General features: G+C 61.6%; 18 protein-coding genes. All 18 read right to left on the reverse strand.

Going from position 1 to position 16,979, the window contains the following annotated elements; translation table 11 throughout:
• Positions 1–6 precede the first annotated feature (6 nt).
• The 18 genes from ccoS to J2Z31_RS06955 all read right to left on the reverse strand — a co-directional run bounded on the left by ccoS (position 7) and on the right by J2Z31_RS06955 (position 16,973).
• Positions 7–156: a cbb3-type cytochrome oxidase assembly protein CcoS gene (ccoS, locus tag J2Z31_RS06870; protein WP_209601175.1), complete on the reverse strand. Its 150-nt coding sequence runs from the start codon at positions 154–156 to the stop codon at positions 7–9.
• Positions 153–2,435: a cation-translocating P-type ATPase gene (locus J2Z31_RS06875; protein ID WP_209601176.1), complete on the reverse strand. Its 2,283-nt coding sequence runs from the start codon at positions 2,433–2,435 to the stop codon at positions 153–155. Before J2Z31_RS06875 ends, ccoS begins: the two co-directional genes overlap by 4 nt.
• Complete coding sequence (locus J2Z31_RS06880; protein WP_209602256.1) at positions 2,432–2,935, reverse strand: FixH family protein; 504 nt, start codon at positions 2,933–2,935, stop codon at positions 2,432–2,434. The genes J2Z31_RS06875 and J2Z31_RS06880 overlap by 4 nt, the downstream gene beginning before the upstream one ends.
• On the reverse strand, positions 2,935–4,503 hold the full coding sequence (ccoG, locus tag J2Z31_RS06885; protein WP_209601177.1) for a cytochrome c oxidase accessory protein CcoG: 1,569 nt from the start codon (positions 4,501–4,503) through the stop codon (positions 2,935–2,937). The genes J2Z31_RS06880 and ccoG overlap by 1 nt, the downstream gene beginning before the upstream one ends.
• A 286-nt stretch (positions 4,504–4,789) precedes the next feature.
• A complete protein-coding gene (ccoP, locus tag J2Z31_RS06890) occupies positions 4,790–5,659 on the reverse strand; it encodes a cytochrome-c oxidase, cbb3-type subunit III (protein WP_209601178.1) in 870 nt (289 codons plus the stop codon).
• A 3-nt stretch (positions 5,660–5,662) separates the two neighbouring features.
• Positions 5,663–5,815 (reverse strand): cbb3-type cytochrome c oxidase subunit 3, encoded by a 153-nt coding sequence (locus J2Z31_RS06895; RefSeq protein ID WP_209601179.1) that lies wholly within the window; start codon positions 5,813–5,815, stop codon positions 5,663–5,665.
• Between the two features lie 10 nt (positions 5,816–5,825).
• Complete coding sequence (ccoO, locus tag J2Z31_RS06900) at positions 5,826–6,557, reverse strand: cytochrome-c oxidase, cbb3-type subunit II (protein ID WP_209601180.1); 732 nt, start codon at positions 6,555–6,557, stop codon at positions 5,826–5,828.
• A gap of 12 nt (positions 6,558–6,569) precedes the next feature.
• A complete protein-coding gene (ccoN, locus tag J2Z31_RS06905) occupies positions 6,570–8,189 on the reverse strand; it encodes a cytochrome-c oxidase, cbb3-type subunit I (protein ID WP_209601181.1) in 1,620 nt (539 codons plus the stop codon).
• Between the two features lie 331 nt (positions 8,190–8,520).
• On the reverse strand, positions 8,521–8,976 hold the full coding sequence (locus J2Z31_RS06910; RefSeq protein WP_209601182.1) for a pyridoxamine 5'-phosphate oxidase family protein: 456 nt from the start codon (positions 8,974–8,976) through the stop codon (positions 8,521–8,523).
• 115 nt (positions 8,977–9,091) lie between these two features.
• Positions 9,092–9,730, reverse strand: coding sequence for a helix-turn-helix domain-containing protein (locus J2Z31_RS06915; RefSeq protein ID WP_209601183.1), 639 nt, complete (start codon positions 9,728–9,730; stop codon positions 9,092–9,094).
• Positions 9,731–9,809: 79 nt separating this feature from the next.
• Positions 9,810–10,232, reverse strand: a complete 423-nt coding sequence (locus J2Z31_RS06920) for a response regulator transcription factor (RefSeq protein WP_408022019.1) — start codon at positions 10,230–10,232, stop codon at positions 9,810–9,812.
• Positions 10,233–10,255: 23 nt separating this feature from the next.
• Positions 10,256–10,870, reverse strand: a complete 615-nt coding sequence (gene fixJ / locus J2Z31_RS06925) for a response regulator FixJ (RefSeq protein ID WP_209601184.1) — start codon at positions 10,868–10,870, stop codon at positions 10,256–10,258.
• The gene (gene fixL, locus J2Z31_RS06930; RefSeq protein ID WP_209601185.1) at positions 10,867–12,378 is read right to left on the reverse strand and encodes an oxygen sensor histidine kinase FixL; all 1,512 of its coding nucleotides are present in this window, start codon (positions 12,376–12,378) and stop codon (positions 10,867–10,869) included. Before fixL ends, fixJ begins: the two co-directional genes overlap by 4 nt.
• A gap of 154 nt (positions 12,379–12,532) precedes the next feature.
• Complete coding sequence (locus tag J2Z31_RS06935) at positions 12,533–13,237, reverse strand: cytochrome c3 family protein (protein ID WP_209601186.1); 705 nt, start codon at positions 13,235–13,237, stop codon at positions 12,533–12,535.
• Between the two features lie 3 nt (positions 13,238–13,240).
• Positions 13,241–13,744 carry a nitrate reductase cytochrome c-type subunit gene (locus J2Z31_RS06940; RefSeq protein WP_209601187.1) on the reverse strand — a complete coding sequence of 168 codons (504 nt, stop codon included), beginning with the start codon at positions 13,742–13,744 and terminating at the stop codon, positions 13,241–13,243.
• Positions 13,714–16,218, reverse strand: a complete 2,505-nt coding sequence (napA, locus tag J2Z31_RS06945) for a periplasmic nitrate reductase subunit alpha (protein WP_209602258.1) — start codon at positions 16,216–16,218, stop codon at positions 13,714–13,716. Before napA ends, J2Z31_RS06940 begins: the two co-directional genes overlap by 31 nt.
• A complete protein-coding gene (locus J2Z31_RS06950) occupies positions 16,193–16,480 on the reverse strand; it encodes a chaperone NapD (RefSeq protein WP_209601188.1) in 288 nt (95 codons plus the stop codon). Before J2Z31_RS06950 ends, napA begins: the two co-directional genes overlap by 26 nt.
• On the reverse strand, positions 16,473–16,973 hold the full coding sequence (locus J2Z31_RS06955; protein ID WP_209601189.1) for a ferredoxin-type protein NapF: 501 nt from the start codon (positions 16,971–16,973) through the stop codon (positions 16,473–16,475). The genes J2Z31_RS06950 and J2Z31_RS06955 overlap by 8 nt, the downstream gene beginning before the upstream one ends.
• Positions 16,974–16,979: the final 6 nt, after the last annotated feature.

Consider the following 16,979-nt stretch of genomic DNA (forward strand, 5'->3'; position numbering starts at 1 on the left):
CGCCTTTCACGGCCGGCAATCTTCATCATCGAGAACCCGCCAGGACGCACCATCGAGATCCTCGTATTGCCCGCTCTTGAGCGCCCAGAGAAAAGCAGCCAGCCCGAGCCCTCCGAGAATGAGAGCTATTGGAATGAGATAGATGAGCGTGTTCATGCGGTGGTCCTGCTCGCCGTCAGCGAGAGAGGGAGAATCTCGGCCCCACCGGTCGCGGTGGGAACAGTAGCCTTCAGCCTCAGGGCGTTGACCACCACCACGAGCGACGAGGTCGACATCGCGACCGCGGCGACGAGGGGGGTCGCGTAGCCGAGGATGGCGATCGGCACGGCGACGATGTTGTAACCGATTGCCAGCACGAAATTCTGCCGGATCAGGCGACCAGCACGCCGCGCCGTTTCGATGGCGAAGGGAACGGCCGACAGTGGCGAATGCATGAAGACGAAGTCTGCCGCTTGGCGACCGACATCGGCAGCGGTGGCCGGTGCCATTGAAACATGAGCCGCGCGCAGAGCCGGCGCGTCGTTGATGCCGTCGCCCACCATCAGAGCCCTGCGGCCTTCCTCCGCGACAGCGGCGCAGGCTTCCACCTTCCCGCGGGGCGAGAGTTCGGCATGCCAATTCGCAATCTTCAGTTTCCGGGCAAGTGCCGCCACCACCGGCTCCCGGTCGCCGGAGAGAATTACGGTCGAAAGACCCAGGCGGCCGAGGGCCTTGATCGATTCGTAAGCTGCCGGCCGCAGCCGGTCTTCGAAACGGAAGCAGGCAAGCTCGCGATGATCAAGCGACAGGATCGCCTCCGATTGCCCGCTTTCAGGGCCCGGCTCCGCCACCGCAAAATCGCGACTCCCGAGCCGATAGACGCCATTTACCGTTTTCGCCTCGATGCCAGCCCCGGGGATCTCCCGGATGTCGCATGCAAGCGGTGAAACTGCCCCTGCCGCATCCTGGATCGCCGATGCGAGCGGATGGCGCGAATGCACCGCGAGCGCCGCCGCCGTCGCGAGCGCGCCCGGTGTGATTTCGTGCGCGTTCACGAGCCGTGGTCTGCCAACAGTCAGAGTGCCGGTCTTATCGAGGAGCACCGTGTCGATTTCGGCAAGCCGCTCCATCGCCGAGCCATCCTTGACCATGACGCCGCCTTGGAAAAGTCGTCCGGCTGCAACGACTTGGACCACCGGTACTGCAAGGCCGAGCGCGCAGGGGCAGGTGATGATGAGTACCGCCACCGCGACCAGCATGGCATGGCGGATGTCGCCCTCGACCAGGATCCAGCCGACGAAGGTCAGAAGCGCCAACAGATGGACGGCCGGCGAGTAATAGCGAGCGGCGCGGTCGGCAATGCGCCGGTAGCGCGCCCTGCCCCCTTCGGCAGCCTCCATCAGCCCCATGATCTCGGCAAGAAAGGAGTCGCGCGCCGCGGCGGTCGCCTTTAGCGTGAGCGGTCCGGTAAGATTGAGCGTGCCGGCCTGGACCGCATCGCCTGCGGCGACCGTCACCGGCGCACTCTCACCACTGACAACGGAGCGATCGAGGTCGCTCGTCCCGGACAGCACGCGTCCATCCACCGGGATCCGCTCGCCGGCAGCGATCATCAGGCATTCGCCTGCCTTAATCTCTTCAATAGAGCGGTACTCGCGCGAGCCGTCCGGATGAAGGATCGTGGCCCCGCGGGGTGACAGGCGCGCCAGACCGCTGACTGCCGACCGAGCCCGGTCCCGCATCATGTGGTCGAGCGTGCGACCGATTAGCAGGAAAAACAGCAAGGTCACAGATGCATCGAACCAGGCATGGTCGCCGTGGCCGATCGTCTCATATAGCGACATGCCGTAGGAAAGAGTGACGGCGAGCGCGATCGGCACATCCATGTTCGTCCGCCCGTTACGGAGCGCGTTCCATGCCGATTGGTAGAAGAAACGACCCGCATAGATCAGTGCTGGTCCGGCGATCAGTGCCGAGATCCAGTGGAAGAGATCGCGAGTGGCCGCATCCGCACCTGACCACACGGAGACCGAGAGCAGCATGATGTTCGTCGCGGCAAAGCCCGAAACGGCAACCGCAAGGATCAGCTGCTTCAGCAGGTCATCGCCTGCATCCACGCCGGGCGAGAAGAGGTGCGCCTGATAGCCACGCTCAGCGATGGCACGCATGAATTCGGAGGGATCGCTGCGGCTCCCGGCAACCTCCTCCCTCCAGACGATCGAAACGCGGCGGGAGGAGAGATTGACACGGGCGCGTTCGATCTCGGGTCGGTCGCGCAGAGCTCCTTCGATCGTGGCGATGCAGGCGCCGCAATGGACGCCTGGGACGCTTAGTTCCGTCTGGCGCAGTCCACCTCCGAGCTCCCGGCTCGCAAGCCAAAGCTCTTCGGAGGCTGGCAGCGCCTGCCCCCCCTCGGCAACTGTCATAGATGCGGCACCAACGGCGCAGCAGCTCATTGTTCTTCTCCCCCCGCAATGAAGCGGATGGACTGGCGGTAGACCACAGCATCCCCCGCCATCGCGGTAATGGCGGCAATCCATTGGCCGGGTTTCAACTTTTCAGCCAAGACGAAAGAGCCCTCGCCCCGACGATCGAACTCGACGAAAAGGTCCTCACGCTCCTCGACCGGCCGTTTGAGAACTGCGACGACCCTGTCGATCTGTCGCTCCGGCTCGCCGTTGCGCGTGAGCACGTAGCGGATCTCTTCGGACGCAGCTGTCAGCCGGCCCTTGATGCCGCTTGCCTCAAATGCGCGGCTCTCGGCGACCTTGCCGTTGAATTGCTGGCTGGCGATATAGGTGTTCTCGACGACAAGGCCGCTCCAGCTGCGGCTGGCATTCCAAGCCATGATGAGATTGACGGAGATGATGGTGCCGAAGAAGAGGCCCATCACGGCCACCATATGCCAACCGGTAAATCCGCGCGTCGGGCTGCGCCGTTTCGCTGCCATGCTCATCATCTTTCTGCTCCGGGCAGGTTGAAATTGGCCTGATACACGTCGCGTTCGTGGCTGGACGGATCCTCTGCAACGAGGGCAAAACCTTCTTCCGCCTCGGCAAAAGAAGCCTTGGGCAGGGTGACGAATATCTTGAGCGACGTGACCTTGTCCGGCTCGACGCCGAGCGTGAAGCTCCGCCCGGTCGCCTGTCCTGCCACGCGCATGGTCGCGCCCGGCATACCCTCGATCCGCAGGCTGATGGTGCGCTGTTCGGGGATCATATTGAGCAGCTTGACCACGTAGCCGTTGCGCACGGAACCGTCGGATTCGACGACGAATTGGGGGTTGCGGTCGTGAAGGACATTCAGCTCCAGGCGATCGCGCGCCAGCAGGCCGATCAGAAGACCGATTCCGACGAGCGTCCAGACGCCGAAATAGAGGAGAACGCGAGGGCGCAAGATGATGCGCCAGTTGAGATCCCGCACGTCGTCGGTGAAGGCACCGTTGGTATCGCGCACGCGTGTCGGATCAATGGGCGCTGTCCCGCCGCTGGTTGCGAGGCTCATATTGGCGGCATAGTCGCTGAGTGTCGCATAGGAGATCAGGCCGCGCTCGCGACCGAGTTTGTCCATTACGCCGTCACAGGCATCGATACAGAGGGCGCAGGTGATGCATTCGAGCTGCTGTCCGTCGCGGATGTCGATGCCCATGGGGCAAACAGCGACGCAGGCGTTGCAATCGACGCAATCGCCGACGACCTCTCCTGCCGCGGCGGCCTTCTTCGCGTGGCGTGAGCGCGGCTCGCCACGCCAGTCGTTGTAGGTGACGACGAGCGAGTTCTCGTCCAGCATGGCCGCCTGGATGCGCGGCCAAGGGCACATATAGGTGCAAACCTGCTCGCGCATCAGCCCGCCGAAAACGTAGGTCGTGGCCGTCAGGATCGCGATGGTGGTATAGGCGACGGATGGCGCATCCAGCGTGAGCAGGCTCGCCAGGAGCGATGGCGCATCGGCAAAATAGAATATCCAGGCGCCTCCGGTCGCAACCCCGATTGCCATCCAGATCGCATGCTTGGCTACGCGCTTGCGGATCTTGTCGAGGCTCCAGGGCGCGGCGTCGAGGCGCATTCGGGCATTGCGGTCCCCTTCGATGAAGCGCTCGACGACCAGGAAGAGATCGACCCAGACCGTCTGCGGGCAGGTATAGCCGCACCAGGCGCGCCCGACCGCCGAGGTCACAAGGAACAGGCCGAAGCCTGCCATCACCAGAAGACCCGCGACGAAAAAGAATTCCTGCGGCCATATCTCGATGAAGAAGAAATAAAAGCGTCGGGAAGCGAGGTCGATGAGAACTGCCTGATCTGGCGCATGCTCCCCGCGGTCCCAGCGGATCCACGGCGTCAGATAGTAAATGCCGAGCGTCACCAGCATCACCAGCCACTTGAACTGCCGGAAGCGGCCCTCTGCCCGTTTCGGGAAGATCTTCCGGCGCTTTTCATAGAGCGGCTTGCGGACATGCGCGGCATTGACCGGTTCGGCTTCGAGCCGTTCGACGGTGGCGGCCTTGTTCACGGGCTGGTGAAGCATGGGCAGGTGTCTCGACAATCATTCGTTTGTCAAAGAGTTTTGCCCGATGCGGGGCCAGGAGACCTTGATCTGCGTCAAGTATGCGCTTGCCGAGGGTGCGGCAAGTCGCCGCCAGGCGTCTCTCCAGCGTTTGCGGCGCACCTGGGGCCGGCCTGAGGGACCGGCCGGACTTCAGCCGAAGCAGCGATTGATTGAAAAGGCAGGGCGCCCCACTCCCGGGCGGTTGCCCGAGAGGCGGCACCCTGCTCGCCCCTGCCTCTCTTGGTTGTCCCCGAAATCCCGGTGGCTACTCGCCGCCGCCAAGCGAGTGAACGAAGATCGCGAGTTGCTTGACCGTGTTGTCGCCGAGACGCGGCAGCCAGGCCGGCATGACGCCGTGTCTTGGCGTCTTCATCTGTTCGATCACCGCCTGCTCGCCGCTGCCCTTCAGCCAGATCGCGTCGGCGAGGTTCGGCGCCCCGAAGTCACGGCTGCCGGTGGCGTCCTCTCCGTGGCAGGAGGCGCAGTTGTCCGCAAAGAGCTGCTTTCCGGGCTCCGCCAAGGCTGCATCCGACGGCGTGCCGGTGAGGCTTACGACATAGGCGGCGGTCTGGCGCAGCTCATCCTGCGTCAACATGTCGGCGAAGGAGGGCATCTCGGAAACGCGCGTCCCGTCGTCACCGGTATGGCGAACGCCGTGGGCGATCGTGTGGTAAAGCTCCTCAGGGCTGCCGCCCCAGAGCCAATCGTTGTCGTTCAGGTTAGGGAAGCCCTCGGCACCCGCCGCGCCCGACCCATGGCATTGCGCGCAGTTCACTTTGAAGGCCGAAGCGCCGGCCGCGATCGCGAATTGCTGCAGCTGCGGATCGGCGATGATCTCATCGACCGTGCTTGAAGCGATGCGTTTCACGTAGCTGGCCTGGCCCGCCTTCGCATCAGCGAGATCGGTGCTGACTTGCGCGCGGCTGGAGTAACCGAGCACGCCGGTGGTGGCCTCGGTCAACAACGGCCAGGCGGGATAGGCGATCGTGTAGCCGATTCCCCAGAGCATGGTCGCGTAGAAAGTGTAGACCCACCAGCGCGGCATGGGATTGTTAAGCTCGCGGATTCCGTCCCACTCGTGCCCGGTCGTTTCGACGCCGCTGACCTCGTCAACATGTTTTTGCTTGTCCGCCATGGATCAGTCCTCCTGCAGCGGGATAGAGGCGGCCCTTTGAGCGGCCTTCTTGCCGCCTGGCCGGAAAGTGAAGGTGATAACGCCGAGGAAGAAGAGCACCATCGCAAGCAGGCCCCAGCTATCGGCGAAATGGCGCATTGCCGTGTAGGTTTCCATCTCTGCCCCCTCAGCGGTATCCGGTTGCGTCGTCATAGGTTGAAAAGTCGACGAGAGTGCCGAGCATCTGGAGATAGGCGACAAGCGCATCCATCTCGGTCAGCTTCTGCGGGTCACCGTCAAAGTCGCCGACCTTGGCCTTGGGATAGCGGGCCTCGACGCCTGACGTGTCCACGTTCGGATCGGCCTGAGCCCTCAGGTCGGCGGCCGCATTTTCGATCATCTCGTTGGTGTAAGGGACGCCGACCGCTCGGTTGGCCTTGAGGCTCGTCGCGACGTTCCGGACCTCGAGCGGTGTCTCCTTGAGGAAGGCGTAGCTCGGCATCACCGATTCCGGAACGACCGAACGCGGCTCGATCATGTGCTGCACATGCCATTCGTTCGAATAGCGGTCGCCTACGCGGGCGAGATCCGGACCAGTTCGCTTCGATCCCCATTGGAAGGGATGGTCGTACATGGATTCTGCGGCGAGCGAGTAGTGTCCATACCGTTCGACCTCGTCTCGGAACGGGCGGACCATCTGGCTGTGGCAGACATAACAGCCTTCACGGATATAGATGTCGCGGCCCGCGAGCTCGAGCGGCGAATAGGGCCGCATGCCTTCGACCTTCTCGATGGTATTCTCGAGGTAGAAGAGCGGCGCTATTTCCACGATTCCGCCGATGGAAACGGCCACAAGCGAACCGACCAGCAGAAGCGTGGCATTTCGCTCGAGCAACGCGTGTTTGTCTAGAATGGACATCGACTAGCCCTCCTATTCTGCAGGCGCCGGCAGCGGTACAGCGCCGACGATCGGAGCCTCGTCGCGAAGCCGCCCGAGGATTGTCATTGTTATGTTGAAGGCCATGAGCACGGCGCCGGCCAGGAACAGAGCGCCGCCGACAGCGCGCATGACGTAGTAGGGGAACATGGCTGCGACTGTTTCCGCAAAGGAATAGACGAGGAAGCCCTGGTCGTCGTACTCGCGCCACATCAGCCCCTGCTGGATACCGGCGACCCACATGACGGCGGCGTAGATGACGATGCCGAGGGTCGCGAGCCAGAAGTGCCAATTGACCATGCGCACGCTATAGAGCCGTTCGCGGTTCCAGAGCTTCGGCACGAGATAGTAGATGGCGCCGAAAGTGATGAGGCCGTTCCAGCCGAGCGCGCCGGAATGCACGTGACCGATGGTCCAATCCGTATAGTGGCTGAGCGAGTTCACGGCCTTGATCGACATCATCGGCCCCTCGAAGGTCGCCATGCCGTAGAAGGCGACCGCCATGACCATCATTCGGACCACGGGATCGGTACGGACCTTGTCCCAGGCGCCGGAGAGGGTCATCAGACCATTGATCATGCCGCCCCAGGAGGGCATCCAGAGCATGACCGAGAAGACCATGCCGAGCGTCTGCGCCCAATCCGGCAGTGCCGTGTAATGCAGGTGGTGGGGACCCGCCCAGATGTACATGAAGATCAGCGCCCAGAAGTGGATGATTGACAGCCGGTAGGAATAGACGGGGCGGTTAACCTGCTTGGGGATGAAGTAGTACATCATCGCCAGGAAGCCGGCCGTCAGGAAGAAGCCGACGGCGTTGTGGCCGTACCACCATTGCGTCAACGCGTCCTGCACGCCTGAGAAAGCCGAGTAGCTCTTGGATCCGAGGAAAGAGACCGGCACCGCCAGATTGTTGACCACGTGCAGCATCGCAATGGTGACGATGAAGCTGAGATAGAACCAGTTCGCCACATAAATGTGCGGTTCCTTGCGTTTCAGGATCGTCCCCAGAAAGACGACAAGATAGGCAACCCAGACGACGGTGAGCCAGAGGTCGACATACCATTCCGGCTCCGCGTATTCGCGGCTCTGGGTAATTCCGAGCAGGTAACCCGTGGCTGCAAGTACAATGAAGAGCTGGTAGCCCCAGAACACGAACCAGCCGAGATCGCCGCCGAACAGCCGCGCGCGGCTGGTTCGCTGGACGACATAGAAGGAGGTCGCGATCAGCGCGTTGCCGCCGAAGGCAAAGATGACGGCGGAGGTGTGCAGTGGACGGACCCGGCCGAAATTGAACCAGGGCTCGATGTTGAGGTCCGGAAAGGCAAGCTGCAACGCCACGACCACGCCAACGAGGAACCCCACCACGCCCCAGAACATGGTGGCGATAACGCCATATTTTACGACCTCGTCGAAATACTCCGATTGCCGAGGCGCGCCGCCAGCGGGTATGGGGCGAAAGTCCGTGCGGCGCATGAGCACCAGCGTGCCGCCGAGCAGCACAAAGAACAAAATCCACATATGGGCGCCGAAAAGGCGATCCTGGGCGAAGCCTGCTCCGACCAGCGCCAGGAAGGCGCCGACCGCAAGCACGATCATCTCGACTGTGTGTTTCATGGTTGGGTCCCCAACGTCTCTCCGAATGCTGACCGGCGCGCCTCCCCGGCGCACGCGTCACCAAGTCTGCTGAGGATTGTCAGAAGCGCTCCCGCAGCACCTTGATTCAGATCAAGGTGGCGTGCGGCTCGCCTCGCCGAGTTGATGGAAAATGCTGAAAGTTGAGGGATGACCCACCTCCCCCGCATCTACCGCGGGTGAGCGATGCGGACGCATGGGACAGGCGGAAGAGCTTTGATAGAGCCGCGGTTCTTTTCAGACGCGCAAAGGTTCTGTAGCGCCTCGAGGCTGCACATCGAGCTTCCCGAAAATCGGTTTGGCGACCGATGCGCTACGGCTGAACCTCGCAGGTCTCGCGGCCAGTCATCTCGTCGATGTCGATACTGAAGAAGATGTGCGCATACCCGCCCGAAATCTGTTGCGGTACAGGCTTCAGGCCGCCGGGCTCCCACCAGTTAGGCTTCCTTTGAAGAAGGGACCATGCATCAAGGCATTCGCAGTAGCGTTCGCCTGAGGGACGCAGCTCCCGGTAAAGCCCGGTAATGACTACACTCTTCCAATTGAGCTTGCCAGAGAACTGGTCAACCTGGAGACAAACGTTGGGATTGGCGCGCATCCAATCGATTTTTTGTCCCGGCATCGAAAAGCAATAAAGGTGAGTGCCCGAAAGTGCATAGGTGATGGGCACGATGTAAGGCTGGCCGCCCTTGCAGCACGCCAGTCGAGCCAGATCGCCGGAAGCGACGATCTCGTGGCATTCCCGCCGAGACATTTCCCTGACGAACATGGCCTCTCCCTCCACGGCGCGAAGCGACCTCACCGTTTGGCGGCCGACCTCGAGAAGGCGGCAGAACCGAGCGCGCCAATCGGGTTCGAAACGCGCCTGGGCTTCGCACTCAGCCTCAGCAGCAAAGCGAACGAAGAGCGTCGAGCCTCATGATGTCCACCGTCCTTGCGTCTCTGAGAGCGATGACACTACGCGCCTTCAGCTTGGTCATGACACGCGATACCGTCTCGATCGTGAGACCGAGATAGTCGGCAATGTCCTGTCGCGACATCGGCAGTCGCAACAGCCTGCCTCCTCCCTGACGTTCGCAAAGATCGACGAGGAATGCGGCGATCCGCTCCACGGCACATTGCCTGCCGATCACCAGGAGATGCTGCTGGGCCCGCGCCATCCCGGCCAAGGCGAGCGCGAGAAGGTCGCGCGAACGTTCCTGCATATGCCGGCGCCCGAAGACCGCCAGTGTTGTGTCCGTTATGGCTTCGGCAAAGAAAGAATGGTCGGTTCCCGCTTCGAAACCGAACATTTCGCCTGGGAGATGAAAGGATACGACCTGCCGGCGCCCGTCCGAAAGCAGGCGGTAGACGCGCACGGCTCCAGTCGAAACCTGGTAGCACTTATCGTTCAAATCGCCTTCTGCATAGATCTCGCGACCTGCCTTGTAGGTGGCGACAAGATGGGGTCCGGAAACCTGGGCCTTTGCGAGCTGTTCGGCCTGCTCGACGGACTGTTGTCTGGCTTGTGCGGCGGCGTACATGTGTTATCCCCTGTTCGCTGTGGGGACAGATTGCCAATTCGCGTGAATTGGAGAAATTCGGTTAGGTCACTAAGGGAAATTACTTAGCCGCTTCGATCAGGCATTTGATTACGCCGAGCAGGTCGGGGCCGGTGAACGGCTTCGTCAATACAGCATTGTCGACATGCGCTTTGTGCGCCGACAAGCCGTCGACCAACAGAACGGCTCTCGCTCCGAGATTCTTGAGGAATTGCGTGGCGGCCTGCGGCTCCGATCTCAGTATCTCATCATCGACAATCGTGCACAGCGCGCCGCGGGAAGAGTGTTCGGCCTTCTGAACGGTGTCGTAGGACTCGGTCGTATATCCTTCGACCTCAAGCGCGAACGCCACGGACCTTCGGAGCCCCTGATCCGCTGCAACGACGACAATGCTTCTTCCACTTAACAACTTCAAATCCCGCTCATCCGGCGTGCGTCGGCAGCCATGAGCAGGCATTAGAGTGCTTGCGGCGATCCGACGCATTGCGCGAGATCAACTCGGAAAAGCTAGGAAGGACCGAAACCTGCGGCGAGAGCCATTCGAACGAGGTGCGCAAGGCTCTTCGCCTTCATCTTGGTCATCACATTGGCGCGGTGCACCTCAACGGTGCGCGGGCTGATGTCCAGGTCGTAGGCGATTGTTTTGTTGGGAAGACCCGCCACGACCGCAGAGAGCACCTGGCGTTCTCTCTCGCTCAGCGCGTCGAGCCTCGCCTGGATGTTACCGATCTCGTCCGAATCGCCCTCCGGAACAATCAGATGTTCGGATGCCCTTTCAATCGCCTCGATGATCACGGAGTCCTCGAACGGCTTCTCGATGAAATCCACCGCCCCCGCCTTCATGGCCTCTACCGCCATTGGCACGTCGCCGTGTCCGGTTATCACGATCGACGGTATCTTGATTTTCCTGTCGCTGAGATTGCGCAGGAGCTCGACGCCGGACATACCCGGCATCCTCAGATCCGTCACGAGAATGCCGTTTCTGACGTCCGGTGCGAAGGCGAGGAAGGCGTCGGCCGATTGATGAATCTTGACCGCGAAGCCACTCATAGTCAGCATGAAGGCTAGCGACTTCCTGACCGCCTCCTCGTCGTCGACAATGTGAACCGTGTAATCAGTCATTGATCGATCCGTTCATCTCCATAGGCGGGAAGCGTGAACCGGAAAGTAGCCCCGCCGGCCGCATTTTTCGAGACGGTCATCTCGCCGCCATGCGCCTCGACGATGCGCTTCGAAATGGAAAGTCCGATACCCATTCCGCTGGCCTTCGTGGTGACGAATGGCTTGAATAACTGACCGGTGATCTCCTCTGGAATACCTCCGCCGGTATCTTCTACGACGACTGCAACCTCGCCCGGATCGGCAGGCATCGTTAAAATCGTCAGCTCTCGGCGTTCCACCTGACGCATTGCCTCGATCGCATTACGCATCAGATTGATGAGGACCTGCTGGACCTGGATCCGGTCGACCATCACCATTTCGGCACCGGGCAAATACTCGAATACCGTCCGCACCCCTTGCTCGCGAGAACCGACCAACGCCAAGGCGGCGGCCTCTTCCACCAGTTTGCGAATATCTTCCGGCGCCTTTTCGGTCTCGCCCTTGGTGACGAATTCCCTGAGATGTTTGATGATCTGGCCAGCCCGCAGAGATTGGCTCGCGACCTCCTCGAGCGCTTCGCGCATTCGTGTTGCGACGGCGGCGTCCATGTCTCGCAACAGCCTCACACATCCATGGGCATAGTTGGCGATCGCCGACAACGGCTGGTTCAGCTCGTGCGCCAGCGTCGATGCCATTTCACCCATCTCGTTGAGCCGGGCGAGGCGTGCCAGTTCAGCCTGAATCTGCTCGAGCCTCTCGGCGGACTCCTCCCGCTCCGTGAGGTCCCTGATGAAGCCGGTGAAAAACCTCTCGCCGCCTGACTGCATCTCTCCCACGGCGAGCTTCATCGGAAACGTCGATCCGTCCTTCCGTTGCCCAGTGACGACGCGATCGATGCCGATGATCCGCCTTTCTCCAGTACTTAAGTAGCGCTGCATGTATCCGTCGTGTTCGCGGCGATAGGGTTGCGGCATCAAGATGCGCAGGTTCTCGCCGATGACTTCCTCCTCCGCATATCCGAACTGCCGGACGGCCGCGGCATTGAAGGAGACGATCGTGCCATCGGTGGCGCTGACCACCGTGGCGTCGGGAACCGTATCCAATATCGATCTCAGATGCGCATCCCGAGCCTTCACGACGTCCTCCGTCGTGGCGATGGCACGTCTCGCCGCCTGGAGCACTTCCGCGAGAGCCATGGTCAGGAGCATTGCCATCGCGAAGGAAATCAACTCGATGGCGCTCGGATCAGAGCCGCTATCGAATTGCTGAAGAGTGGCCGCTGCGGCAAACGACAGCCCGGCGGCAAAGGCGACCAGGCCCGGTCTGCCGGCCATTGCGACGAGAAGGATCGCCGGGATGAAGGAAAAGAGAACTGCGTTACCGCCCAAGAGCTGCCATAACCCGATGCGCAGCGCAACAACGCACGACACCGCCGCCGCCGCGAGTATGTAGGCCGAGGTGCGATCGAGTTGCCATCTTATGAGCGACCGCCCCAGCCGCGTCCCCTCGACGATGCTCTTTGATTGCATTCCTTTTTCCACTGCAGGAATTAAATTGTGCGGTATCGTCGCGACTCGGGTCGCGGCCGGGCCCCGCACTCTCGTGCCTCTATAGTCCATCTTTGTGCAAGATGGCCATCGGGCCAGTATGGAACAAATCGTCCCATGAATGCAGGGCTTGAAGTCAGTTCTCAGAGGCTAGCATCCTGTGGGAATCGTTCATAGCCTTCCTCAGCTCATCCACCACGGAAGCAGAAGGCAGCGTCTCTCCCTCCAGTTCCGGCGGCAGCTTCCACCCAGGCTCGATGCCCTGCATGTTCGGTAGTTCATGGGCAATCCCCTTGTGGCAATCGATGCAGGTTGCCTTTCCCGGCAGCAGATAGCGCGTATGGATCTCGGCGGCACGTTGCGTCTGCTTCGAAAGGTCCATTGCCGCCGACGAGTGACAGTTGCGGCATTCGAGGCTGTCATTGGCCTTCAGCCTCGCCCATTCATGTTTGGCGAGTTCCAGACGATGGTCGAGGAATTTCTCGCGCGTGTTGATGGTACCGAAGATCTTGCCCCAGACTTCCTTCGAGGCCTGCATCTTGCGAGCGATCTTGTCCGTCCATTCATGCGGCACATGACAGTCTGGACAGGACGCCCGGACCCCCGAACGGTTGGAGAAATGGACAGTGCGCGTCAGCTCCTCATAGACGTTCGTCCGCATCTCATGACAGGAGACGCAAAACTCCTCCGTATTGGTGAGCTCCAATGCGGTGTTGAAGGCGCCCCAGAAGATCACGCCGCCGATGAAGCCGCCGAGCGTCAGGAAGGCGAGGCTGAGCGTTGCGGCAGGCGTGGTCAGAATCTTCCACACCCAGAGCAGGACCCGCTTGACTCTGGCCATGACCTACTCGCTCCCCGCCTGCTTGACGCCCATCTCGCTCATGTCTTTGAAGGTGTTTTCCACAAGCGGACGCACGTCGGCCTGGGGGACATGGCACGCCGTGCAGAAATAGCGCCGCGGTGAAACGTCCGCGAGCATCTGGCCCTCCCGCGTCATGTAGTGGGTTACACTGATCATCGGCGCGCCGGACTCTTGCGTCAGTTCGCGCTTGTGGCAGGAAAGGCACCGGTTGGTGTTGACCGAAAGCTGGTAGCCTTCGATCGAGTGCGGAATGATCGGCGGCTGGTCAGGATAGGCGCGCTCCTTGCGGATATCGTCAACGACCCATCTCGGGATCGGCTCCGCCGCCACCTCACCCATTTCCTGCGGCGGTCCGGAGAGCTCCGGCACCCTCTCGCCCACCATCTGGGCGATCGCCCCGGTGGCGACGAACAGGACCGTCAACAGCGCCCCCAGCATCGAACCGGGGCTTCTCATCATGCGACAGAGACGATTTTGACCGCGCATTTTTTGAAATCCGTCTGTTTGGAAATGGGATCTGTTGCGTCGAGGGTCACCTTGTTGATCAGCCTGCTGGCGTCGAACCAGGGCACGAAAATAACACCCGGCGGCATGCGGTTGCGGCCGCGCGTCTCGACGCGGGCGCGAATTTCGCCGCGACGGGAAACGATCCGCACTTCCGCGCCCTGATTGATTCCGCGGTCGCGGGCGTCTCCGGCGTTCATGAAGCAGACCGCACCGGGGAACGCCTTGTAGAGTTCCGGCACGCGCATTGTCATCGAGCCCGAATGCCAATGCTCGAGCACACGGCCCGTGACCAGCCAGATGTCGTATTCGTCGTCCGGGGATTCCGCCGGCGGCTCGTAGGGAACGGCAAGGATCACGGCCCTGCCGTCGGGGCGGCCATAGAACTTCACGCCCTCGCCCGGCTTCACATACGGATCATAACCCTCCCGATATCGCCACAGCGTCTCCTTGCCGTCGACGACGGGCCAGCGCAGCCCCCTCTCCTGGTGATAGCGGTCATAGGGGGCAAGATCGTGCCCGTGTCCGCGGCCGAAGGAGGCGTATTCCTCGAAGAGCCCCTTCTGGATGTAAAAGCCGAAAGCCTCGGCCTCCCGGTTGGCGTATTCCTTGTTGATCTCGCTTGCCGGGAAACGGTCGACATTTCCGTTCTTGAAGAGCACGTCGTAGAGGGTCTTGCCCCGATAGCCCGGATTGGCGTCGAGGATCTCGGCGGGCCAGACCTCGTCGGTGGTGAAGCGCTTGGAGAATTCCACAATCTGCCAGAGATCGGACCGCGCCTCTCCGGGCGCATTCACGAGCTGGTGCCACACATGAGTACGGCGCTCTGCATTGCCATAGGCGCCCTCCTTCTCCACCCACATGGCGGCCGGAAGGATCAGGTCGGCGCTCATTGCCGTGATCGTCGGATAGACGTCCGAGACAACCACGAAATTGTCCGGATTTCTGTAGCCTTGATAGGTTTCGTTTCCAGTATTGGGAGCCGCCTGGACGTTGTTGTTGACCTGGACCCAATAGAAGCTGAGCTTCCCGTCCTTCAACATGCGGTCCTGCTCGACCGCGTGATAGCCGGGCTTCTCCGGAATGAGTCCGTGGGGAACGCGCCAGATTTCCTCGGCGTGCTTGCGGTGCTCCGGATTGGTGACGGACATGTCGGCCGGCAGCCGGTGGGCGAAGGTGCCTACTTCACGCGCCGTACCGCAGGCGGAGGGCTGGCCCGTCAGCGAGAACGGGCTGTTGCCGGGCTCGGATATCTTCCCTGTCAGCAGGTGAAGATTATAGACCATGTGGTTGACCCAGACGCCGCGCACGTGCTGATTGAAGCCCATGGTCCAAAGCGACATCACCTTGCGGTTGGGATCGGCATAGAGGTCAGCCAATTGCTCGAGAAACCCGGCCTCGGCGCCGGTCAGTTCCACGGTCTTGTCGAGAGTATATTCCGACACGAAAGTCTTGAAGCTCTCGAAGTCGCTCGGCGTCATCTTCGCCGCATCCTTGGCGTTTGTCGCCTTGGTCTCGAGCGGATTGTCGGGCCTCAGGCCGTAGCCGATGTCGGTCGCGCCGACCATGAAGGTCGTATGTTTCCTGACGAAATCCTCGTTCACCCGGCCCGTCTGGATGATGTGATTGGCGATGTAGTTGAGGATCGCAAGATCCGTGCCCGGTTTGAAAACGATCGGGATATCGGCGAGATCCATGCTGCGATGAGTGAAGGTCGAGAGCACCGCCACCTTGACATGCTCATGTCCAAGCCTTCGATCGGCCAGACGCGTCCACAGGATCGGGTGCATCTCCGCCATATTCGAGCCCCAGAGCACGAAGGCATCTGCGTGCTCGATATCGTCGTAGCACCCCATCGGCTCGTCCATGCCGAATGTGCGCATGAAGGCGTAAGCCGCCGAGGCCATGCAGTGGCGGGCATTTGGGTCGAGATTGTTGGAGCGGAAACCGGCACGCATCAGCTTGGTGGCCGCGTAGCCCTCGAAGATCGTCCATTGCCCTGAGCCGAACATGCCGACGGCGGTCGGCCCCTTCTCCTTCAGCACGCGCTTAGCCTGCTCGGCCATGACGTCGAAGGCCTCGTCCCAGCCAATGGGCTCGAACTCGCCGTCCTTGTCGAAGGCGCCGTTCCGCTTGCGTAGAAGCGGCGTCTTCAGTCGATCGGCGCCGTACATGATCTTTGACAGGAAGTAGCCCTTGATGCAGTTGAGGCCACGGTTGACCTCCGCCTGCGTGTCGCCGTGGGTGGCGACGACCTGCCCCTCCTTCACCCCCACCATGACGCCGCAGCCGGTGCCGCAGAAGCGGCAAGGCGCCTTGGCCCATTTGATCTGCAGCGCCTCCACACCGCCCGGCACGGGCTGTGCCGCGGCAGGAAGCGCAATGCCCGCAGTGGCGGCGGCGATGCCGGCCGCATGCGCCTTCAAGATATCACGCCGCGTCAGTCCGCCGGTCATGGCGATCGTCTCCTTGAGTTTCGACATGCTCAAACACCATGTTTGCCGCCACCACGCCCTCGAGCAGAGAAATGCGCGACAGGATTTCGCCGAGCGTTCCCGTGCTCGCTCCCTCGATCACGACGACGATTTTTCCCGCTTCGTGCGCGTAAACCTCGACATTCGGCATCTCGGCTAGCCGAGCGACGACGCGCTCCTCCATACGCGGGATCGTGACGACGACCGCGCTGGAGATATGATAGGTTGCGTCTGGATCAGACATGCGCGTCCTCCCTCGCGGCCTCGCGAATGCCTATCGCCGCCACAGGACAGACGGCAAGGCAGGCCCCGCAGCCGGTACAAGCCTCTTCCATGACCTCGGGCAGGAAAGGACCACCGGCGCGTGGATGGAAGCGGATCGCCTCAGTCGGACAGGCATCGCGACAGGCTTGGCAATCGGTACGGTTCTTGGCGAGGCAATTGTCGCCGATCATCGCAACATGCGGAAAGAACTGCGGCTGGCCGGTAAACACCGGCTCGGAACAGAGCTCTGCACATCGGCCGCAGAAGGTGCACTCCGCGATAGAGAAATCGAGCGCGGGACGGTCTGAGATCAGCCGGACGATATGCGTCGGACAGGCCTCGACGCACTTCCCGCACCCCGTGCAGGCGTTGAGACTTGCGGCGGTGATGCCGGGAGGAAGGACACGTTGTCTTCGCCCTTCGTAGCGACCACGCAGAAAATTCCGCCTCGATGTGTCGACAGATTCACCCATGTCGCC

Source organism: Sinorhizobium kostiense (genome assembly GCF_017874595.1).
In the GTDB taxonomy this organism is placed as follows: domain Bacteria; phylum Pseudomonadota; class Alphaproteobacteria; order Rhizobiales; family Rhizobiaceae; genus Sinorhizobium; species Sinorhizobium kostiense.